Source organism: Glutamicibacter sp. 363, from assembly GCF_052379505.1.
Classification (GTDB): Bacteria; Actinomycetota; Actinomycetes; order Actinomycetales; family Micrococcaceae; genus Glutamicibacter.
In genome coordinates this window covers 22,614-44,587 of sequence record NZ_JBQSYR010000026.1, presented here as the reverse complement: position 1 = coordinate 44,587, position 21,974 = coordinate 22,614, and the positions used below count along the sequence as shown (strand labels likewise).

At 62.8% G+C, this 21,974-nt stretch carries 17 protein-coding genes and 4 riboswitches; of the genes, 7 read left to right on the top strand and 10 right to left on the bottom strand.

Going from position 1 to position 21,974, the window contains the following annotated elements:
• Positions 1–5: 5 nt before the first annotated feature.
• From ACT3UA_RS15075 to ACT3UA_RS15045, 7 genes are all read right to left on the bottom strand, one after another.
• Positions 6–896: an ABC transporter permease gene (locus tag ACT3UA_RS15075; protein ID WP_105553529.1), complete on the bottom strand. Its 891-nt coding sequence runs from the start codon at positions 894–896 to the stop codon at positions 6–8.
• 15 nt (positions 897–911) lie between these two features.
• The gene (locus ACT3UA_RS15070; RefSeq protein ID WP_105553530.1) at positions 912–1,868 is read right to left on the bottom strand and encodes an ABC transporter permease; all 957 of its coding nucleotides are present in this window, start codon (positions 1,866–1,868) and stop codon (positions 912–914) included.
• Between the two features lie 11 nt (positions 1,869–1,879).
• Entirely contained in the window at positions 1,880–3,520 is a 1,641-nt protein-coding gene (locus tag ACT3UA_RS15065; RefSeq protein ID WP_444617150.1) for an ABC transporter substrate-binding protein, read from the bottom strand.
• A gap of 122 nt (positions 3,521–3,642) precedes the next feature.
• A riboswitch (SAM riboswitch) is annotated at positions 3,643–3,733 on the bottom strand.
• A 316-nt stretch (positions 3,734–4,049) separates the two neighbouring features.
• Complete coding sequence (locus tag ACT3UA_RS15060) at positions 4,050–4,961, bottom strand: MetQ/NlpA family ABC transporter substrate-binding protein (RefSeq protein ID WP_444617148.1); 912 nt, start codon at positions 4,959–4,961, stop codon at positions 4,050–4,052.
• A gap of 25 nt (positions 4,962–4,986) precedes the next feature.
• Positions 4,987–5,682 carry a methionine ABC transporter permease gene (locus ACT3UA_RS15055; RefSeq protein ID WP_096285686.1) on the bottom strand — a complete coding sequence of 232 codons (696 nt, stop codon included), beginning with the start codon at positions 5,680–5,682 and terminating at the stop codon, positions 4,987–4,989.
• Complete coding sequence (locus tag ACT3UA_RS15050; protein ID WP_096285688.1) at positions 5,679–6,713, bottom strand: methionine ABC transporter ATP-binding protein; 1,035 nt, start codon at positions 6,711–6,713, stop codon at positions 5,679–5,681. The genes ACT3UA_RS15055 and ACT3UA_RS15050 overlap by 4 nt, the downstream gene beginning before the upstream one ends.
• A gap of 146 nt (positions 6,714–6,859) precedes the next feature.
• A riboswitch (SAM riboswitch) is annotated at positions 6,860–6,949 on the bottom strand.
• 276 nt (positions 6,950–7,225) lie between these two features.
• Complete coding sequence (locus ACT3UA_RS15045; RefSeq protein ID WP_096285690.1) at positions 7,226–7,741, bottom strand: ASCH domain-containing protein; 516 nt, start codon at positions 7,739–7,741, stop codon at positions 7,226–7,228.
• Between the two features lie 249 nt (positions 7,742–7,990).
• Here ACT3UA_RS15045 and ggt point away from each other — a divergent pair, with 249 nt between their 5' ends.
• Entirely contained in the window at positions 7,991–9,814 is a 1,824-nt protein-coding gene (ggt, locus tag ACT3UA_RS15040; protein WP_444617144.1) for a gamma-glutamyltransferase, read from the top strand.
• An 81-nt stretch (positions 9,815–9,895) separates the two neighbouring features.
• Here ggt and ACT3UA_RS15035 read toward each other — a convergent pair whose 3' ends face one another.
• Together ACT3UA_RS15035 and ACT3UA_RS15030 are read right to left on the bottom strand one after the other, a co-directional pair.
• Entirely contained in the window at positions 9,896–11,299 is a 1,404-nt protein-coding gene (locus ACT3UA_RS15035; RefSeq protein ID WP_096285694.1) for an LLM class flavin-dependent oxidoreductase, read from the bottom strand.
• A gap of 64 nt (positions 11,300–11,363) precedes the next feature.
• Positions 11,364–12,698 carry an acyl-CoA dehydrogenase gene (locus tag ACT3UA_RS15030; protein WP_096285697.1) on the bottom strand — a complete coding sequence of 445 codons (1,335 nt, stop codon included), beginning with the start codon at positions 12,696–12,698 and terminating at the stop codon, positions 11,364–11,366.
• Positions 12,699–12,714: 16 nt separating this feature from the next.
• Positions 12,715–12,814, bottom strand: a riboswitch (SAM riboswitch).
• Positions 12,815–13,079: 265 nt separating this feature from the next.
• Positions 13,080–13,187, top strand: a riboswitch (SAM riboswitch).
• Between the two features lie 5 nt (positions 13,188–13,192).
• Between ACT3UA_RS15030 and ACT3UA_RS15025 the strand changes: the two genes are divergently transcribed.
• The 6 genes from ACT3UA_RS15025 (at position 13,193) to katG (ending at position 20,784) form a co-directional block, all read left to right on the top strand.
• Entirely contained in the window at positions 13,193–14,005 is an 813-nt protein-coding gene (locus ACT3UA_RS15025) for an ABC transporter ATP-binding protein (protein ID WP_096286015.1), read from the top strand.
• Between the two features lie 62 nt (positions 14,006–14,067).
• Complete coding sequence (locus ACT3UA_RS15020) at positions 14,068–15,084, top strand: aliphatic sulfonate ABC transporter substrate-binding protein (RefSeq protein ID WP_444617141.1); 1,017 nt, start codon at positions 14,068–14,070, stop codon at positions 15,082–15,084.
• A gap of 5 nt (positions 15,085–15,089) precedes the next feature.
• Entirely contained in the window at positions 15,090–15,911 is an 822-nt protein-coding gene (locus ACT3UA_RS15015) for an ABC transporter permease (protein WP_096285701.1), read from the top strand.
• Between the two features lie 32 nt (positions 15,912–15,943).
• Complete coding sequence (gene acs, locus ACT3UA_RS15010) at positions 15,944–17,908, top strand: acetate--CoA ligase (protein WP_096285703.1); 1,965 nt, start codon at positions 15,944–15,946, stop codon at positions 17,906–17,908.
• A 147-nt stretch (positions 17,909–18,055) separates the two neighbouring features.
• Complete coding sequence (locus tag ACT3UA_RS15005) at positions 18,056–18,508, top strand: Fur family transcriptional regulator (RefSeq protein WP_096285705.1); 453 nt, start codon at positions 18,056–18,058, stop codon at positions 18,506–18,508.
• Positions 18,509–18,603: 95 nt separating this feature from the next.
• Positions 18,604–20,784, top strand: coding sequence for a catalase/peroxidase HPI (gene katG / locus ACT3UA_RS15000; protein ID WP_096285707.1), 2,181 nt, complete (start codon positions 18,604–18,606; stop codon positions 20,782–20,784).
• Between the two features lie 155 nt (positions 20,785–20,939).
• Here katG and glpX read toward each other — a convergent pair whose 3' ends face one another.
• Entirely contained in the window at positions 20,940–21,914 is a 975-nt protein-coding gene (glpX, locus tag ACT3UA_RS14995) for a class II fructose-bisphosphatase (RefSeq protein WP_096285709.1), read from the bottom strand.
• Positions 21,915–21,974: the final 60 nt, after the last annotated feature.

The window sequence follows — 21,974 nt, the reverse complement described above, 5'->3', positions numbered from 1 at the left end:
GCCGGTTAGAAGCGGAATGCCTTGTTGATTGCGCGGCCGAGCACGGCGGTGAGCATCACTGCCGCGACGATCACCAGCCCCGGCAGGGTGGTCAGCCACCAGGCGACGGTGAGGTATTGGCGGCCTTCGGAGATCAGCAGCCCCCATTCGGGTGTTGGCGGCGGCGAGCCGAACCCCAGGAAACCAAGCCCGGAGATCGCCAGGATCGCCGCCCCCAGGTCGACCGCCAAGAGGGCGAGCACCGGGCCGATCACATGCGGGATGATATGGCGGCGCAGCACGGTGAGGTAGCCGCCACCGCTCATCAGCGCCGCCTGCACGAAGTCGCGCGAACGTACGCGCAGCACCTCGGTGCGGACAAGCCGTGCGAAGGCCGCGATCGAGGCGATGCCCACGCCGAGCCCCAGCGAGAATGGACCGGGTTCGGTCGCGGTGACCAGGATCAGCGCGATCAGGAAGGCCGGCACCGCCAGCACCACGTCGACGAACCGCATCGCGACCGAGTCGGCGAAACGGCCGGCGGTGGCGGCGAGCAGACCCAGCAGGCTGCCCACCACGCTGCCGATCAGGCAGGCCAGCCCGGCGGTCAGCAGCGTCTGGCTGGTGCCGTGGACCACCCGGGCATAGACGTCGCGCCCCAGGTGGTCGGTTCCGAAGGGATGAGCCAGCGACGGTTCCGCGAGCTTCTGCTGCGGCACCCCGGTGAGCGGGTCCTGTCCGGTGAACAGCCCCGGCAATACCGCCCAGGCGAGCAGGAGCGCCAGCGGGAGGAGCACCCACCAGTTCCGCAACCAGCCAAGCAGCGTGGTTCTGGGCGTGGCGCCATGCTCCGGTTGGAGCGCGCTGCCAGGGGCCAGCTCCACGGCCGGGTTGCCTCGTTCGGTCAAAAGACTCATGATCGGTTCCTTTCCCTAGGCCGCCAGCGCGCGAGGCGAACCGGCGTGGGAGGTGATGATGCGTGGATCAAGCTTCGGGTGGATCAGGTCGACGAGCAGATTTACCGCGGTGAAGGCGGCGGCGGTGAGCAGCACCAGTCCCTGCACCAGCGGGATGTCCTGCACCGTGACCGCCTGCAGTACCAGCTGGCCCAGGCCGGCGCGGGCAAAAACCGTCTCGGTGATGACGGAACCGGCGAGCAGCGTGCCGATGGTGATCCCGGCAATGGATAGCGCCGCCGGTGCGGCGTTTTTCAGCGTGTGCCGGTAGAAGATCCACGCCTCGCTGGCGCCCTTGGCCCGCAAGACGTCGACGAAGGGCTGGGTGTTCACCTCGTGCACGCTCTTGATCAGCACCTGGGTGATGGGTGCGCTGAGGTGGATGGCCAGAACGAGGATCGGCACCGCCAGCGAGAGGAACGAGCCGTCCGGGAACAGCGACATCACCCCGAGCTGCACCGCGAGCACCTGAAGCAGCACCAGTCCGAGCCAGAACACCGGGATGGAAATCATCAGCGGTGGCAGATTCAGCAGGGCGTTGCGGACCCGGGTGCGGCGCGACAGGCTGGCGGCGGCGGTCAGCGCGACCGCCAGCACCAGCGCCAGGGCAAAGGCGCTCCCGGCGAGCACCAGTGTGGAGCCGATGACCTCGCCGATACGGGTGGACACCGCCGAGCCGGAGGACAGGGAATAGCCCAGATCCCCGGTCAGCAGCGCACCGAGCTGGGTGAAGTACTGCACGATCAGCGGCTGGTCATAGCCGTAGTAGGCCTTCATCTGCGCGATCGTTGCCGGATCCGCGGACGAGTCGGCGGAGAGGAAGATCGTGACCGGGTCGTTCGGCAGGGCCTGCACCGCGAGGAAGACCGCGGTGTAGGCCAGCAGGATCACCAGCAGTGCCTGACCGATGCGTTGAGCGATGTATCCACCCATGATGAGTTCCTTTAGCCGTTGCTCTTCCAGGCGCCCTGGAAGATTGGTGCGGTGCCGGAGGTGAAGTCGATGTGCGCGTCCTTGTTGGCGCCGTACACCTGCACTTCGTCCCACAACACGAGGGTCAGTGCCTTGTCCAGTACCAGCGCGCGCTGCTCCTCGCCGACGAGCTTCAGATGCTCTTCTTCGGTGGTCGCCGCCTGCTCGCGGGTGAACAATTCGTTCAGTTCCTTGTCGGCGTTCAACGTCTGGTTATTTGTCGCCGGCGCGTAGACCGGCCCCAGGCCGCCGTAGGCGAACTGGCGGGTTCCGAAGAATTCGATCTGGTCATCGACCATGGCGTTGGTCAAAAATGAATTGTCCGCAGCACGGTTGACCAGCTGCACTCCGATCTCCCGCCATTGCTGTTCGATCAGCTCGAAGGCTGGCTTGATGACCACGGAGTTATTCGAGCTGGCCACCGTGATTTCAAGCTTCTTGCCGTCCTTCTCACGGATCCCGTCCGCGCCAACGCTCCAGCCGGCTTCTTCAAGCAAGGCCTTGGACTTCTCCGGGTCATAGCCGAGCTCGGCAGACAGGTCCACGAAGCCCGGTGCCTGGTGGTTGAGGATCGAACCTGCGAGCACGTAGCTGTCCGAGAGGACCGTGTCCTTCAGCGCCTGGCGGTCGATTCCCGCCTGCAACGCCTGGCGCACCTTGGTCTCGGCCAGCTTGCCCGAACCGATTCGAATCGCGGCATGGTTGGTCGTCAGGTCCACGCCCTGGGCGGCGAAGATCTGCCCGCCTCCGGCGCTGAGCACCTCTTCGTCAACGGGCTGCAGTCCGCGGACCAAATCGACCTGGCCGGACTGCGCCGCGCCGGCCCGGTGGGCAACTTCTGGCAGGTACTTGACGACCAGCTTTTCAAGGTACGCGTCGCCCTGGTTTGCTGCGGTTTCCGGGGCCCAGGCGTAGTCATCGCGGCTGGTGAAGACGACCTCTTCATCTGGCTTTTCGGATTCGAAGACGAACGGTCCGGAACCGACGATCTGCGATATTGCGGTTTGCCCTGCATTGTCCAGTTCCAGGGTGCCCGGGGATACCAGCCCGGCGGTCACCGAGGAGGTGGAGCGCAGGAAATTCGCATCCGGGCGTTTCAAGGTCACCTTGACCTGGTCCTCGCCGACGACCGCGGAGCCCTTGTAGGCTGAAAAGTCGACGTTCGGTTGAATCTGCGCGGATTTCACGCCTAAGCCCAGCGCGTCCAGATTTTCCTTGACTGCTTCGGCATCCAGGGCCGTGCCGTCCGAGAAGGTGACGCCATCACGAATGGTGAAGGTGAATTCGGTCTGTGCCTCATTGGCGGTGAACTCGGAGGCGATCCAGCCTACGAGCTTGCCGGACTCGGTATCAAAATAGGTCAACCGGTCCAGCACCGAGTTCAGCACATTCGCCTTCTCGTAGAAGCGAGCGGCCTGGGTCTGCCAGTTGTTGATCGGGGTTACCTCGGCAAAGGTGAAGGTTCCGCCCGCTACCGGCGTGCCTGCTTCCGCGGAAGCTGCCGGCTCGGAGCTCCCCCCGGTGGATGCGCTGTTGCCGCCGCAGGCGGTCAGCGAAAGACCTAGAACTGCGAGTAGTGCCGCGGCCTTCAGGCTCAGTGGTGTGTTGCGCATTTTCTGGTGTTCCTCTCGGTAAGTTCCCGAGGATTACGCCGAAATCCCGATCCTGCCGCGGTATTGCGGGGCGGGAAGAAGGCAGACTTCTCCCCTGTGCGGACCGTTGCGAAATCTAGCAATCTCCATCGGTCCTGGCCTTAGCACCGCTCCCTGCCGGGATGGTTGCTGCAACGTCAACGAGCCAGGTCTCTCGGTCGCTCTGGATGGTTATCATTCGGTGTCTTTGCCGAACAATTTAAGTCTGCGCGCGCAGGTGCGGTGTGACCAACCATGACGTTATATGCGCGTCACGAAGTCATCCCAATACACACTTTGGGACTAATACAAGCCCTGAAGCCGGTCACTAATCGTCATAAGTCAGTTCGTGACGCTGCTGAAAAGATTTCCTTGACAGCAGTATCCCCGGCCCCGCGTGATCAAGGGTGGATTTGCTCGCTCGCCAACGAAACATTCGGGATAAAAGCGAACGGCCAGCCCGAACCTCTCTGGTTCAGGCTGGCCGTTCGCATAGTTCCAGTGAGCGGCCCTACTCGGCGGATACCGGAGTCAGCACTCCTTGGACCAACGGATCCTCGGTGTTCTTCAGGTATTCCTGCAGTCTTGGATCGGAGAACACCTCGATTAGCTTGGCTGCATCGGCAGTTTTGGAGAACTCGGTGCCGAAGATCAGCTTGGAGGCGAAGGTTCTAGGCGGTTCCGGGAACAGGATTCCCTTGTCGCGGCCGACCTTTCCGGCATCGAACTGCGACACGTATCCGATGGCTGCATCCACATCGTCTAGCATGCGCGGCATGGCGAGGAGGTCTGCTTCCTTCAGCTCGAAGCCGCGCGGGTTGTCAACCACGTCGGCCATCTTCGCGGTACGCGGCTCGATGCCGGGATTCAGGCCGAGCAGTCCCTCGCGCTCCAGGAGCCAGAGCGCTTGCCCCTGGTTGGCGACGTCGTTAGGCAGGAGCAGCGTCGACCCCTCGGGGAGAACCTCGACCGATTCGTAGCGGGTGGAATACAGACCGAAGCCCCATTGGTACAGTTCAACGGTTGGCGTCAATTCCACGCCGGCGGCTTCTGCCGATTGCCGCATGTACCACTCATGTTCAAAGATGGTCGCGTCGAACTGCCCTTCGGCCACGGCGCGGTTCGCCTGGATTGGATCCTGAAGCCCAATGGGTTCTATCTCGATTCCATAATCCGGCGCGATGGTCTCGGCCACGAATTTCAGGATCTTCTCTTCCCCGGCCATTGCCGGTTCAAAATGGACCTTGAAATTCGTTTTGCCGGGCTCGGTGGACGCGAGCGCTGGAGCGGACTTTTGCTGAACCAGCAACGCGCCAAGGACGAGCGCCACAATGGTCGCGCATGCCGCGATGGTCCAAGGCAGTTTCGCGGTGTTTTTACGCAGAGTGAAGCCATGGTCATGGCCTTTGGGTGAAGTCGTCATGTTCTTCTCGTTTGTTCTAGGGCGCTTAGGGGCGGGCCAGCGCGCGGGCGATGCGATCGCCGAGGAATTGGACTGCTTGCACGGTCAGAATGAGCGCAAGGATCGTGGCAAGCATGACATTCATGTCGAACCGCTGATAGCCGTAGGTGACCGCCAGATAGCCGATGCCGCCGGCCCCGATGGTTCCCGCGATGGCCGAATACTCGACCATCGAGATGGTGTTCAGCGTGACGGCGGAGGCCAGGGCGGGCAGCGCCTCACGGATCTGGGTTGCCCCGATGATTTGCAGCGGCGATCCACCGGTCACCAGCCCGACGGCCAGGTTCTCCTTAGGCAGATCATTGAGCGCGTTCTGCACGAGCCGCGCGAAGAAGGGAATGCCCGCAATGGTCATCGGCACCACTGCTGCCCAAATGCCGATGGTGGTTCCGGTCACCCATTTGGTGAATGGAATAATCGCCGCCATCAAGACCAGGAACGGCAATGAGCGTCCCATGTTGACGAACCAGCTCAGTGCCGCATGGCTCTTGTCGTGCGGAAAGAGACCCTGCCGGTCGGTGTTGAACAGCGCCAAACCCATGATGCCGCCAAAAATGATCACCAAGACCATCACGATGCCGACCATTGCCCAGGTCTGTCCATAGGCAGGAAGCATCAGGGCGGGCAGTTCGTTCCATGGGGTGTCGGTACCGACCGCTGCGCTTTCGGTTGGGATTCTCATACCGCCACCTCGATGCGTTCCGCGCGGTCGGCCACACTCGCGAGGAGCTGCTGGGATCGTGGCGTGGCGCGCAATCCCCATCCAGCCAAGACGGCAATAGCTCGTTCTGCGGCAATGCCCGCGAGACCGATTTCAACGCGGCCCAGCGTTCCCTCGTGGTGTGCTTCCACGGAGCCACCGAGCAGCGCGACCCGCGCGCCATGTTCGGTTCCCAGCCGGGATATCCAGGCTGGGTCCACATTTGCCGCCTGGTAGGCCACGGTCAGCGTGAAGTCGTAGCCGGCGGGCACCAGATCGGGGCGCAATGGCAGAAGCTTTGAACCGGTCACCGATCCCGGATCCGCTACCAGGCCTCGAAGTTCGCCGTACTCGGCGATTCGACCGCCATCGAGTTGCGCGACGCGGTCGGCGATATGGCGCACCACATCCATCTCGTGGGTGATCAAGATAATCGCCAAGCCCAAGTCGGTGCGCAGGGAATCAAGCAGTTCCAGCACCTGCGTGGTGGATTCCGGGTCGAGCCCCGAGGTTGCTTCATCGGAGAGCAGCAGACGCGGACGCAGCGCCAGCGCTCGGGCAATGCCCACGCGTTGGCGTTGGCCACCGGAAAGTTCTCCGGGGTACGAATTTGCCCAATCCGCCAGACCTACGCGATTCAGGAGTTCGGCGACCCGGTTTTCCATCTCGTGGTGGACTACTCCCAGGTTTCGCAGCGGCAACGCAACGTTTTCGGCTACCGTCATGCGGCGCAAAAGGGCCGAGTTCTGGAAGATCGTGCCGATGGCACGACGTTCGGCGCATAGTTCTTTGCCAGAGAGCACCGACAAGTCCTTGCCTTCTACCAGGATCTGACCGCTGCTGGGCTTTTCCAACAGCGAGATGCAATGGGACAAGGTGGACTTCCCGGCGCCTGAGGGCCCAACCACCGCGGTGATTGTCCCCGATTGAACGTCCAGGTCGATCCCCTTGAGGACCTCCACACGGCCCTGGGCCGTTTCGTAGTGCTTATGCAGCTGGCGAATCTCAATCATGTGATCGTCCAGATAACGTCGTTTGCATTTGTTCTCCTTGGTGCTGGCACCGCGCAGAGTCTCAAACAGCGACGATCCACGGATTCAGGATGCCGCTGGCTTTCGCCAGGCTCTGAATCTCGGGAACAAAGCCGGTGTTTCAGACTGCTCCATCGGTCCTGGCTGTAGCACCGGCCCCGTGAGGGTGGTTGCTGCGACGTCGTTGAGCCAGGTCTCTCGGTCGCTCTGGATGGTTACCATTCGATAGGTGAATCGAACAGTTTCAGTCTGTGCCCGTGCCCGCTTCGTGAACAACCATGACGTTATATACGCGTCATGAAGTCGACCTCGGTGCGCAGATCGGCGGAAAACCGGCCATAAATGCGCGACTCACCCGTCATATGTCGCCACGTGACGACGCTGAATTCGCATCTTGACTCAGGAGAACTCGGCGGGTGCGAGGACGCCCCTGGGCCTGAACGCAAAGCAAGCTTCCAGAACCGAAAGGTGGAGATGAATTAGGTGCCTGGAAGCTAGCTGCGCGGCCAGACCACTTCGAAGCGTTCGCACACGATCCGCTCACCGGGCACGCCGGTCATTGCCGGTTCCCACTGCTTGGCGAAATCTGCCTGCTGCGTCCGTTTCCAGAACTTTTCGTGTTCCCGGCGCCAGCTGGCCAGACTACGGTCATCCTCGCCCTCGGCAAAGGCAAAATCTGCATCCACCTGGTCGAATGATTTCAGCGTCACCTCGCTGGTACGCAGGATAATTTTCGGTGTCCCGGAGCCGTCGCAGGCGATCCAGTGCGAACCGACCCGCGGAAGCGGTTCGTTCTCGGCAAGGTACTCGTTTTCAAGGCTTGAGGTGGCACGTTTCTGCCCGTGGGTTACCTGATGCAGCAGTGCCTCGGCGAGCTCAGCGCTGTCTCCGAAGTATTCCACCACGTAGTCGCCCGGATCGGTGGCACAGCTGTTTCGGTAGTCAGCCCACATTTGCGCGGCGGCGGCGAGATCTACCGGGGGCAGCTCGGAGGTAGGTTCATTGCTCATTCTCCTAGCCTAAACGCAGTCCGGCCACCGAAGCTGCTGTATTCGGTGGCCGGATCGCTGGCTGCCGCGGTGGCGGCATGCCCTCCGAAGCCCTTGAGGCGACGGCGGTGAATCCGACGCTAGTGAAGTCTTCACCTGAGCGTAATGAGCGACAAGCATGCGCGGTGACGCGTGTCACAGCCTAAGTCTCAGGTGCTTCTCCCGTAAATTGGCGCTTGCTTCATCCCCACCTTTTCAGGAGATCAAAGTATGTCACGAGCAAGTACGAGAGCTATCGCCAGCGCCGCGGCACTGGCGCTGGGACTGGGAACTTTCACCGCCCTTCCGGCCAGCGCCGATCCCAGGGCGACCGACAAAACGCCTACGGCCAAAGGCAGCGGCGGCGCAGTCTCCTCCGTAGACCCGGAAGCGACCGCCGCCGGAATCGAGATCCTGCGCAAAGGCGGCAACGCGGTTGATGCGGCGGTCGCAACGGCGGCCGCGCTGGGCGTGACCGAGCCTTATAGCGCGGGCATCGGCGGCGGCGGCTACTTCATGTACTACGACGCGAAAACCGGAAAAATCAGCACCATCGACGGCCGGGAGACCGCACCGGCAGCAATGCCCCAAGATGCCTTCATCGATCCGGAAACCGGCGAGCCCTACAACTTCACTCCCGAACTGGTGACCAGCGGCGTGGCGGTCGGCGTGCCCGGCACCCTGGCCACCTGGCAGCGCGCGCTGGACAATTGGGGTTCCCAAAGCCTGAAGAAAGTTCTGCACCCAGCCACCCAGGTAGCTTCACGCGGCTTCGTTGTCGATGAAACATTCCGCGAACAGACCCTGGATAACAAGGAACGCTTCGCGACCTTCGGCTCCACCAGCGAGCTATTCCTGCCCGATGGCGATGCGCCGCACGTTGGCAGCATCTTCAAGAACCCGGATCTTGCCCAGACCTACCGGTTGCTGGCGAAGCAGGGCCCCTCGGCGTTCTACCAGGGCGAAATGGCCGAAGAAATATCCCAGACGGTGCAGGCTCCGCCCACGTCCGCGGACACCGAACTCCCGGTTCCGGCTGGCTATGTGAGCACCACCGATCTCGCGGAATACGAGGTCGTGGAGCAGCAGCCAACCCAGGTCAGCTACCGCGGCCTCGATGTTTTCGGCATGGCGCCATCCTCCAGCGGAGGAACCACCATCGGTGAATCGCTGAATATTCTCGGCGAGTTCGACCTCGCCGGCATGGAGCGGCCCACCGCGCTTCACCACTACTTCGAGGCGACAGCCCTGGCCTACGCCGACCGTGGCAAGTTTGTCGGCGACCCGGCCTTTGTGGATGTTCCCACCGAAATCCTGACCGACAAGCTCTTCGGCGTCGACCGGGCGTGCGCGGTAAACCCCGAACAGGCCGCGGAGAAGCCGGTGGCTCCGGGCGATATCGAGGGCTATGACGGAGTGTGCCCTGCGGCAACCAGCGAGCCGGTGGTTGAGCAGGATACCGAGAATATCTCCACCACCCACCTTTCGGTGGTGGACCGCTGGGGCAATGTCGTCTCCTACACCCTGACCATCGAGCAGACCGGAGGTTCGGGCATCGTGGTGCCCGAGCGCGGCTTCCTGCTGAACAACGAGCTGACCGATTTCTCCACGGTGTACGATCCCGCCGACCCGAACCGGATCGAGCCGGGCAAGCGTCCGCGCTCCTCGATGGCGCCCACGATCGTGCTGCGCGATGGCGAACCGATGCTCGCCATCGGCTCCCCCGGCGGCTCCACCATCATCACCACGGTGCTGCAGACCCTGGTGAACCGCATTGACCTGGGCATGGATCTGAGCGAAGCCATCGCGGCCCCGCGCGCCTCGCAGCGCAATACCGCGGCGGTGACGGCGGAGCCCGAATTCATCGAGGCCTATGGGCCGGCGCTTGAGGCTTTCGGGCACAAGCTCACCGCCGCCGGTGATTCCTTCACCCCGCAGGCTGAGATCGGTGCGGTTGAGGCGGTGGAAATCGCCGCAGACGGGACCTTGATCGCGGCGGCTGAACCAAACCGCCGCGGAGGCGGTTCGGCCATGGTGGTGAACCCGGCCAAATAGCCGTTAAAGCCAGCGAGTCCCCGCGGAATTCAACATTTCGCGGGGACTCGCTGGCTTTGCTAGCGCTTGATCTTCAAGGATTTAGGCCTTGGTGGCCAATCGGTTGGAGATCTTGTACTGGGCGGCACGGTGGGTGTCCTTCACCCGGTCACCTTCACCGAAGAGCTTGTGGCGCAGCGAGCCCTCGGTGTATTCGGTCTTGTAGACCCCGCGTGCCTGAAGCTCGGGAACCACGTACTCGACGACGTCCTCGAAGGTACCTGGGGTGACAGCATAGGCCAGGTTGAAGCCATCTACGTCGGTGTATTCAACCCAATCGATGAGCTTCTCGGCAACCTCGGCACCGGAACCGACGGAGACCGGACCGAATCCGCCCACGCCGATCCATTCGGCCAGCTGGCGGATGGTCCATGGCTTGCCGGTATCACCGCTGGCCTTCTTGAAGGTTTCCACCGAGGACTGGATGGCGTTGGACTTCACGTCGTCGCCAATCACGTCATCCGGTCCGTAAGCGGACATGTCGATGCCGGTCCAACCCGAAAGCAATGCCAGCGCGCCGTCGATATCCACGTAGGAGCTGTAGTCCTCGAACTTTGCCTGGGCAAGTTCCGAAGTTTCGGCGGTGATGATGGTCTGCATGGCGAAGATCTTGATGTCGTGGCGGCCACGGCCTGCGGCTTCGGCAGCGTCGCGGATTTTGGCGACCGCTTCTTTGAGCAAATCTCGCGTTGGGCAATTCACGAAGATCGCTTCGGCGTTCGACGCGGCGAATTCGGTGCCGCGCTTGGAGGCGCCGGCCTGGTAGATCACCGGGGTGCGCTGCGTGCTTGGCTCGGTGATGGCGATGCCTGGAACCTTGAAGTACTTGCCCTCGTGATTGATCGGGTGCACCTTGGAATGGTCGGTGTAGACGCCGGATTCCTTGTTGTTCTGCACCGCGTCCTCTTCCCACGAGCCTTCGAGCAGCTTGTAGACCACTTCGAGGTACTCATCGGCGTGGTTGTAGCGCTCGTCGTGCTCCATCTGGTCTTCTTGGCCCATGTTTCGGGCGGCCGACGGCAGGTAGCCGGTGACCACATTCCAGCCCACGCGGCCATTGGTCAGGTGGTCCAGGGTGGCCAGGCGGCGCGCGAAGGCATAAGGGTGCTCATAGGCGGTACCCGCGGTGACGCCGAAGCCGAGGTTCTCGGTGACCGCGGCCATCGCGGAGACGAGCATCATCGGGTCGTTGACCGGCGCCTGTGCACCGCTGCGCAGCGGAGTTTCGTTGGTGCCCTTGTAGACGTCGTAGGTGCCCAGCACGTCGGCGAGGAACAGCCCGTCGAATTTGCCCTTTTCCAGCACCTTGGCCAGGTGGGTCCAGTAGCCCAGGGTGTTGTAGGTCGACGCCTTGTCATCCGGGTGGCGCCAGAGGCCCGGCGACTGGTGCACTACGCAGTTCATATCAAAGGCGTTAAAAAGGATTTCGCGCTTGTTCTCGCTCATTGGTGTGCCCCTATCCATAGAAGAAATCTGGTAAGTCTAAAAATCAGTGTTCGAAGAGTGTTGCCTAGCTGCCGGAGAACCGGTTTGCTCCGGTTACCGTGCCGGTGACGGACAGCCGTTGGGGCTGCACGCCGTTGATCTCGTAGTCCCCCACGATGCGCGCCTTGTAGATCGCCGGATTGTGCGTCGCGATGGTGCGGGCGTTGCGCCAGTGGCGGTCCATATTGCAGCTATTGCGGGTGGAGGATGCACCCAGCGCGTCGAAGAGCTTGCTGGTCGCACCGATGACCAGCGGCTGCACGATCGTCTGGGCGCGGTTGGCCGCCAGTTCGCACACGGCAAAGCGCTCCTCGGCATTCAGGTTCGCATCTGCCATGGCTGATTCGACCTCCAGCACCGCGCCCATGACCACGGACTCCGCGGCGAAGATTTCGGCGGAGACCTCGCCGACGAGCTGCAATACCTGCGGTTCGCGGTGCACCGGAACTCCGGTGCCGGTGCTGAAACTGCGGGTACGCGCCTGCACCGAGGAGCGCAGGTCGTTCAGTGCCGCGCGTCCGATTCCGGCCTGTACCGCCATGAGCACGAGTTGGAAGATCGCGGCTTCCGGATCCGTGGGGTCCTCCGGCATGAAGGTGTCCACCGGAACTTCGTGGAATTCGGTGCTGCCGGTACCGGTGAGCTGTTGGCCGAAACCGTCCCAGTCATCGAGGATTTTCACGCCGCTGTGCTGGGTGGAAACTACCGCGATCTGGCGCCCTGGGAGTTGCGGGTGCGCCACCGCTACGGTGGTCCAGTCGGCGAAGATGGTGCCGGTGCAATAGAACTTCCGCCCGTTGACCAGCCAGCGCGACCCCTCCTCGGTGACCTTGGTGTTGAGCAACCCGAGGGCGTTGCCGCCTTCCTCGGTGTAGGCGTTGCCCACGATCTGCCCGGAGCTGATCCGGGCAACCCATTTGCTGCGGAGCTGCGCATCTTCCAGGCGCACCGCGTTTTCCACGAAGGCAATATGCGCGCGCCATAGCTGGGCCACATGCGAGTCCGCCTCGGCTAATTCGATGAGCAGCCGGAAGACATCGCTCAAGCGTGCCCCGTGGCCGCCGTCGGCGACCGGCAGGCGCAGCGCACCGAAGCGCTCGCGGTTCAGCAAGCCAACCTGTTCAAATGGCAGGATCCGCTGCCGGTCGCGTTCTCTTGCACCCGAGGCGATCTGCGCGAATACCGGACGGAAAATGCCGGCAAGCCGTTCATACTGCTCGTCAGCGCCGGGGCCCGGGGTGATCTTCAGCAGCTGCCGGGTAGGAAGTTCTTGTGGAAGGTCGTCAAGCCCCACCGCGCTACCCGCAATAGACGGGTCGCTGAGCGCATTAAAGTCGCCAGCGGGATCGCCAAATGACATCGGAAGTCCTCAATTCTTTCCATCGGTCCTGGCTGTAGCACCGTCCCGCGCCAATATTTGGTGGGTGGTTGCTGCGACGTCGACGAGCCAGATCTCTCGGTCGCTCTGGATGGTTCGTAATCATTTGTAGCCTGAGGTTTACATCGCCATCAACCCGGTTAGTCACATTTCGTCGTGTGCGGATGGAGATTGAAATGCATCAAGGACAGCACTTGCCTAGCGAGGTCGAACGCAATACCTAGCGTTTAGCGATTTTTCGGCCAAATACGCGATTGATGAAATAAAAATCGAAACATCACGATGATGTGACGCATCTATCGAATATTTTTCATGTTACGAAAGATTTGCATTGAAATCGTTCGAAGGCCTGTAATAGTCGTGTAACCATCCCGAGCGGCTAAGAGATCTGGCTCTGTGACGCCGCAGCAACCACCACACACGGTTAATAAACCAAACGGTGTCCGGTGCTACCGCCAGGAACGATGGAGATGAAAATGACTACAGCCTTTGCCTTGCCCGAGACCGTCCAAAGCGCAACGGCGCTCGACGTGGAGTTCCTCGAGCTATCGCGTACTTTCACCGCCAAGAAGGAAAGCAACACGGTGCTTCGCGACGTGAATCTGCGCCTCGAAGCGGGCCAGATTGTTGCAATTCTCGGCGCAAGCGGTTGCGGCAAATCCACTCTCTTGCGGGCGGCCTCCGGCCTGGACCGCCCCTCCACCGGGTCGGTGGTCATCGGAAGCCGCGCCGTGACGGGGATAGATGAGCGGTGCGCCGTTGCATTCCAGGAACCACGGCTATTGCCTTGGCGCTCGGTCCGAGACAACGTGTCCATCGGCCTTGCGCCGGGAACCGACAAGCAATCCGGGCGCCAGCTGATCGCCGAGCTGCTGGAGCTGACCGGCTTGAGCCACGCAGCAGATCTGCGCCCACGTGAAATTTCCGGGGGCATGGCTCAGCGGGTTTCGCTTGCTCGCGCGTTGGCCCGGCGCCCGGGCGTCCTGCTTCTCGACGAACCCTTTGGTGCGCTCGATGCGCTGACCCGAATGAAAATGCAGGATCTGCTGCTGGCCATCCATAAGTCTTTCCCGACTACCGTGCTGCTGGTGACCCACGACGTCGATGAGGCGCTGACTCTCGCCGACCGCATCGTCGTGCTGGGCCGACCCGAGGGCCAGGCCTCGGCGACTGTGATCGAGGATCGAGTCCTGTCCGCGGCGCACCCGCGCAGCCATACGAGCAGCGAATTCGTCGCCCACCGCACAGCGCTGCTGAGCCTGCTCGGCGTTGATCCGACGAACCACTAGCACTTTCTACCGCACTCATTTGGTCCCGCGGGCCTTCCCTTCGCACAAATCAAGGATTTTCCATGCTCTCGAATCGTTTTTCCCGTCGCGCCGCACTATCCGTAGCAACGCTTGGCATTTCGGCCCTGGTGCTGACCGGATGCGCGGGCGAGAACGCCGCAGCCGACGGCCAGACGCTGTCCATCGACTTCGCCACCTACAATCCGCTGAGCCTGGTCCTGAAAGAAAAGGGGTGGCTGGACGCCGCCGCTAAGGAACAAGGGGTCAGCGTCGAATGGATCCAGTCGGCCGGCTCGAACAAGGCCAACGAGGCGCTGCGCGCCGATGCCGTGGATGTGGGATCCACCGCCGGTTCGGCAGCACTGCTGGCCCGCTCCAACGGCTCACCTATCAAGACCATCTCGCTGTATTCGCAGCCCGAATGGTCCGCCCTAGTGGTGAACGAGGACTCGGATATCAAGTCGGTCAAGGACCTTGAGGGCAAACAGGTCGCGGCCACCAAGGGCACCGACCCCTACTTCTTCTTGCTGCAATCCTTGGCCGAAGCCGGTCTGAGCGATTCGGACATCACCTTGCAGAACGTGCAGCACGCCGATGGGCGCACCGCGCTGGTCAACGGTTCGGTCGATGCCTGGAGCGGCCTGGATCCGATCATGGCCGATGCCGAACAGGACGGCGCGAAGCTGCTCTACCGTAACTTGGACTTCAACACCTATGGCGCGTTGAATGCCCGCGAAGATTTCATCGAGGAAAGCCCCGAACTCGCCCAGCTGGTGGTGGACTCCTACGAGAAGGCTCGCGGATGGGCCGCCGCCAATCCTGGTGAAACGGCGAGCATTCTGGCCGAGGTTGCAGATCTGGAGGCCCCGGTCGCCACCCAGGTGATCGAGGAACGCTCGAACCTCGACGTGGACACCGTGCCGGGTGAGGATTTCATTTCGGTGCTGCGCAATATCGGACCTACCTTCGTGGCCAACAAGGACGTCTCCACCCAGGACGCAGTCGATCAAGCGCTGGAATCCCTGGTGGATGAGCAGTTCGCTGCCCAGGCCGACGCGACGAAGATCGCCGGGGAATAAGCAACATGTCTTCAGCGAACCAAACCCAGCAAGCCAGCACGCCGGTGCAGGCACGCGAAAGCCTTGGCGCCAGGCTTCTGAAGCTACCGCACTGGCTGCTCGCGCTGATCCTGCCGCTCATCGTCTTGCTCACCTGGCAGGTGGTGACGACCACCGGCATCGTCGCGCCGTGGTCCTTGCCGACTCCGGCGGCCGTGGTGGCCGCGGCCGGCGAACTGCTCGAAGGCGGCGAGCTGGGCAAACATGTGGGCATTTCGACCCAGCGTGTACTGCTCGGATTCTTCTTCGGCTCGCTGCTCGGCCTGCTGTTCGGCGCGCTGGTCGGACTGTCCCGGCTCGCCGACGCACTGCTCGGCCTGAGCATCGGGGCGCTGCGCGCCGTGCCTTCGCTGGCCTGGGTTCCGCTGCTCATCCTGTGGATGAAGATGGGCGAGGACTCCAAGGTCACGCTGGTCATCATCGGCGCATTCTTCCCGGTGTTCACCACCGTTGCCTTGGCCCTGCGCCACGTGGACCGCCAGCTCATCGAAGCCGCGCGCGCGTTCGGACTGAACGGCCTGAAGCTGCTGCGCACCGTGCAGCTTCCCGCGGTGGTTCCCTCGGTCTTCTCCGGGCTTCGCCTCGCCTTGGCCCAGGCCTGGCTGTTCCTGGTCGCCGCCGAACTGCTCGGCGCCTCCATGGGGCTGGGCTATCTGCTCACCGACTCGCAGAACAACGGTCGCATCGACCGGTTGATCCTGACAATTATCCTGCTCGCCGTCTTCGGAAAGATCACCGATGCCCTGCTCTCGGTAGCAGAACGCTGGGCGATCAACCGCTGGACCTAAGCCAACAACTCGAATCACGTTCAAGGACCGCAATGACCACCATCGAATTGGCCAGTACAAATCAGCCCTCCAACGCCGAGGCACGCCAGGAGTTCTGGGACGAGGCGGCGAACCTGCTTGACTGGGACACCCCATGGCACACCACCAGCCAGATCATCCCGGCAGACGCACAAGCCAAGCGCGGCCCGCAGATCTCCTGGTACCTCGGGGGCAAGCTCAACGCCGCGGTGAACTGCGCCGACCGCCATGTGGCCGCCGGCAACGGCGAGAAGGTCGCCCTCTACTTCGAGGGCGAGCCCGGTGACCGCATCGCGGTGACCTACCGGAACCTCCAGGAGCGCGTCAGCCAGGCGGCGAACGCCCTGCAGGAGCTCGGCGTGGCCAAGGGGGACCGCGTGGTCATCTATCTGCCGGTGCTTGTCGAAACCATCGTCATCACCCTGGCCTGCGCACGCATCGGGGCGATCCATTCGCTGGTCTTCGGCGGCTTTTCCGCGGAGGCGTTGAAGTTCCGGGTGGAGGACACCAAGGCCAAGCTGCTGGTCACCACCGACGGCCAGTTCCGCCGCGGCACCTCGGTTCCGGTCAAGGCCAACGCAGATCTTGCGGTATCCGGGGAAAACAGCATCGAAAAGGTTCTGGTGATCCGCCGGACCGGGGATGAGATCCCGTGGACCGCCGGACGCGATGTGTGGTGGCACGAGGCGGTGGAAACTCAGTCCACCGAGCACGCAGCGCAGGCTTTCGATTCAGAGACCCCGCTGTTCATCATGTACACCTCCGGAACCACCGGGCAGCCCAAGGGGCTGGTGCACACCACCGGCGGGTACCTGACCCAGGCCGCGTACAGCCACAATCTCCTGTTCGGCAACCCCGACGAATCCCAACGCGCGAGCGACGTGCACTGGTGCACCGCGGACCTGGCTTGGGTCACCGCGCACACCTACGAGATCTACGGCCCGCTGGCCAACGGCGTCACCCAGGTGATCTACGAGGGCGTGCCCAACGCACCGCACCCGGGCCGCCACTTCGAAATCATCGAACGCTACAAGGTCACCAGCTACTACACCGCGCCGACCCTGGTCCGTTCGCTGATGGGCTGGTTCCCCGAGGGGGTTCCGGCCGGCTATGACCTGTCCTCGGTTCGGGTGGGCGGCACCGTGGGCGAGTCGGTCAACCCCGAGGCGTGGCGCTGGCTGCGCGCTCAGCTGGGGCGCGACACCCCCGGCGGCATCCCGATGGTCGATACCTGGTGGCAGTCCGAGTCCGGCGCAACCGTCCTCTCCCCGCTGCCTACCGACGAGCATTTCAAGCCCGGCTGCGCTTCGCGGGCGCTGCCCGGCGTTTCGGTGGACATCGTGGACGCCTCCGGCGGCCGCGTGGGGCCCAACGAGCAGGGAAATATCGTGATCACCCAGACCGGCCCGTCCATGGCCCGCACGGTCTGGGGAAACCCGGAACGCTACTACACCAGCTACTGGGAGCAGTACGCCGCGCAGGGCTGGTTCCTGGCCGGGGATGGCGCGCGCTTCGATGAGGATGGGGACATCTACATTCTGGGACGCACCGATGACGTGATCAACATTTCCGGACACCGGCTGTCCACCATCGAGATCGAATCCGCACTGGTCACCCACCCAGGTGTGGTCGAGGCGGGAGTCTGCCCGACCCCCGATCAGAAAACCGGGCACGCGGCCACCGCGTTCGTGGTGCCGCTGGATGCCTCGCTGGTCGCGGCGCAACCCGATGCGCAGACGCTCGTCCGCCAGCAGCAGTTCATCGCCGAGCTGCGCGCAACCGTCACCACGCAGATCGGACCGATCGCCAAACCACGCGATATTGTCCTGGTCCCCGATGTGCCCAAGACCCGCTCGGGCAAAATCATGCGCCGCCTGCTGACCCAGCTTTTCGAAGGCACCAGACTAGGGGACACCACCAGCTTGCAAAATGAACCATGCATTGCCCGGCTCAACGAGATCTGCCGCGCTCGTCCCTAGCCGCCACTGGATCTGGCCGACCTTCATCCGCTCTTGCGAAGGTCGGCCAGATTCATTTAACCGATTCTGACCACGAATTTTCAGCGGAGCGAAAAGATACGAGTAATTATCTTGACTCATTCAAAATAAATAGGGCAAGCTAGTACCATGACAACATCCGAGGGAATCGAGAAGGTGCTGCGCGAAGCATCGATGCGGGTCACCCGCCCGCGCGTCGCGGTGCTCGCCGCGGTGACAGCTCATCCCCATGCGGATACCGAAACCATTATCGAGGCAGTGCGCCAAGAGCACCCGCTGGTATCCCACCAGGCGGTCTACGATTCGCTGAAGCTTCTCACCAGCCTTGGACTGCTCCGCCAAATCCAGCCCCACGGTCATATCGCCCGGTACGAAACCCGCGTAGGCGACAACCACCATCATGTGGTGTGCCGCAATTGCGGAACGCTGGCGGACGTGGACTGCGCCGTCGGAGCCGCACCGTGCTTGCATGCCTCGGATCACCACGGTTTCAGCATCGACGAGGCAGAGGTCATCTACTGGGGGCTCTGCCCGGACTGCCAACAAGCCAAGACAGCGCAGCCGGCTACGGGAACTGTCTGAAAAGAAGTACCGCAAGGAACTAATTTTCGTCTCCGCGGGCCAACGGCGCACGGAGACGGAGTACCAAACCAATCCCTTATCGGAAGGAAGACTACATGTCAGAAACGACTGCAGGTCAGTGCCCAGTAGTAGGAGCCGGACGCGTTCACCCTACCCAGGGTCATGCGAATACCGAATGGTGGCCAAATAAGCTCAACCTGAAGATTCTTTCGAAGAACCAGGAAGCCACCAACCCGCTGGATCCCGACTTCGACTACATCGCGGCCTTCGAGGCGCTGGATCTTGCTGCCGTCAAGGCCGATATTGCCGAACTGATGACCAAGTCCTACGACTGGTGGCCAGCTGACTTCGGCCACTACGGTCCGTTCTTCATCCGCATGGCGTGGCACGCGGCGGGCACCTACCGCTCGCATGACGGCCGCGGTGGCGCAGGCGCCGGCCAGCAGCGTTTCGCACCATTGAACTCCTGGCCGGATAACGTGAACCTGGACAAGGCACGTCGCCTGCTATGGCCGGTCAAGAAGAAGTATGGCCAGTCGCTGTCCTGGGCCGACCTGATCGTGCTGACCGGCAATGTGGCCCTTGAAGACATGGGCTTCGAAACCTTCGGTTTCGCCGGCGGCCGCAAGGACGTTTGGGAAGCCGACGACGACATTTACTGGGGTCCGGAGAAGGTCTGGCTGGAGAGCGAACGCTACACCGGCGCACGCAATCTGGAGGCGCCACTGGCAGCAGTCCAGATGGGCCTGATCTACGTGAACCCAGAGGGTCCGGATGGCGTGGCAGATCCATTGGCTTCGGCCATCGATATCCGCGAAACCTTCCGCCGCATGGGCATGGACGACGAGGAAACCGTCGCGTTGATCGCCGGCGGCCACACCTTCGGCAAGACCCACGGCGCCAGCGCCGAATCCCACAAGGGCGGCGATCCGGAATCGGCTCCGCTGGAAATGCAGGGACTGGGCTGGAAGTCGGACTTCGGCACCGGGCACGGCGATGACACCATCGGCTCGGGCTTGGAAGTCACTTGGACCTACCACCCAACCCGCTGGGACAACGAGTTCTTCCACATCCTCTTCGCCTACGAGTGGGAGCTGTTCTACTCCGAGGCCGGCGCGCAGCAGTGGCGCCCGAAGGACGGGGCAGGCGACGACATGGTGCCAATGGCCCACAACGCAGCCGCACGCCGCGAACCACGCATGCTGACCAGTGACCTGGCGCTGCGCTTCGACCCGATCTACGGTCCAATCTCGGAGGACTTCAAGAACAACCAGGAGAAGTTCGCCGATGCCTTCGGCCGTGCCTGGTTCAAGCTGACCCACCGCGACATGGGCCCGAAGTCCCGCTACTTCGGCCCAGAAGTTCCGGCTGAGGACCTCACCTGGCAGGATCCATTGCCGGCAGCTCCGGAGGTCACCCTGGGTGACACCGAGATCGCCGCATTGAAGTCCCTGATCGCCGAATCCGGGCTGTCGGTTCAGCAGCTGGTTTCCACCGCGTGGAAGGCCGCAGCAAGCTTCCGCTCCTCGGACAAGCGTGGCGGCGCCAACGGCGGCCGCATCCGCCTGGAACCACAGGTTTCCTGGACGGTGAACCAGCCTGAGCAGCTCAAGCCGGTCATCGCGGCGCTGGAAAGCATCGTTGCCGAATTCAACGCGACCTCGGCCGTGAAGGCTTCCTTCGCCGACGTTGTGGTTCTGGCCGGCAACGTGGGTGTCGAGCAGGCAGCGCTGGCCGCCGGCCAGCAGCTAAACGTTCCGTTCACTCCGGGGCGCGTTGACGCAACCCAGGAGCAGACCGACGTGGAGCAGTTCGCCTGGCTGGAGCCGGTAGCCGACGGCTTCCGCAACTACGATTCGGGCTTCCTGCAGCTGCCTTCTGAATACCTGCTGCTGGACCGCGCCAACCTGCTGGGCTTGACCGCCCCGGAGGCGACCGTGCTCCTCGGCGGCCTGCGCGTACTGGGCAACAACTGGGACGGCTCGAACACCGGCGTCTTCACCGAAACCCCGGGCGCGCTGACCAACGATTTCTTCGCGAACTTGTTGGAGCTGGGCCTCGAGTGGACCCCGGACGCCGAGGAGAAGACCTACTCGACCACCGACGGCCGCTGGGTTGGCAGCCGCGTTGATCTGGTCTTCGGTTCGAACTCCGAGCTGCGTGCACTGGCCGAGGTCTACGCCGCGGACGATGCCAAGGAGAAGTTCGCCAAGGACTTCGCCGCAGCATGGGCCAAGCTCATGGATGCCGACCGCTTCGAACTGCGCAATAAGTAGTTTCTAGCCTCATGACGATGGCCGCCACCCCTTGCGGGGTGGCGGCCATTGTTCTTAAATGAGCCACGAGGGTACGCATCCAATTCGTTGGTTTGCTGCGCCGCAGCCACGCCATTGCGCATGGCCGGGCCGCCCTCGCTATCGGGGTTTAGCCGCTACGCCCATTTGCTGGTTGAATGCTCCGCATCGATCACGCGGACCGTTCGGGATTTCGAGCGCATCACGATCGATTGCGTGCGGATGGTCCGCGGCCCGGTCCGCAGGCCCTGCAGCAAGTCACCGTCGGTGATGCCTGTGGCCGCGAAATAGCAGTTGTCGCTGCGGACCAAGTCACCGGTGGAATACACCTTGTCCATATCCAGGCCCGCAGCCAGACCGCGTTCGCGCTCTTCGCCGCTGGTTGGATGCATCCGCCCCTGGATCACTCCGCCGAGGGCCTTGACGGCGCACGCGGTGATCACGCCTTCCGGGGAGCCGCCAACGCCCATCAACGCGTCGATGCCGGTTCCTTCACGTACCGCCGCGATCGCCGCCGCCACATCACCGTCGACCAGTGCCTTGGTCCGAGCGCCGGCCGCGTGAATTTCCTGAACCAGATTCTGGTGCCGTTCACGATCGAGTACGCTCACCGTCAACTGGCGAATATCGACCGACTTTGCCTTCGCGATCAACCGCAGGTTTTCCTTCACCGGCAACCGCAAATCCACGTATTCCGCGGCTTCGGGGCCGGTCACTAATTTCTCCATATAGAACACCGAAGAGGCATCGAGCATTGACCCGGCCTCGGCGACGGCCAGCACGGACAGCGCATTTTCAAGGCCCATGGCGGTCAGCCGGGTGCCATCGATCGGGTCGACTGCCACATCGCATTTCGCCCCCTCGCCGGTGCCCACGCGTTCACCGTTGAACAGCATAGGTGCCTGATCTTTTTCACCCTCGCCGATCACCACGGTCCCGTCGAATCGCACCGAGGCAAGCAGCGAACGCATCGCGTCCACGGCCGCCCCATCTGCGCGCAGCTTATCCCCCGCACCCACCCACGGGCCAGAGGCGATAGCCGCCGCTTCGGTGGCCCGCACCAGCTCCAAGGCCAGGTTTCGGTCGGCATGCAGAGAAGAAATATCAGGCATCAGGTCAACTGCTTTCTACTACGCTGGCCCTTGCAGGACCTAATTTTTGAACCACAGGCA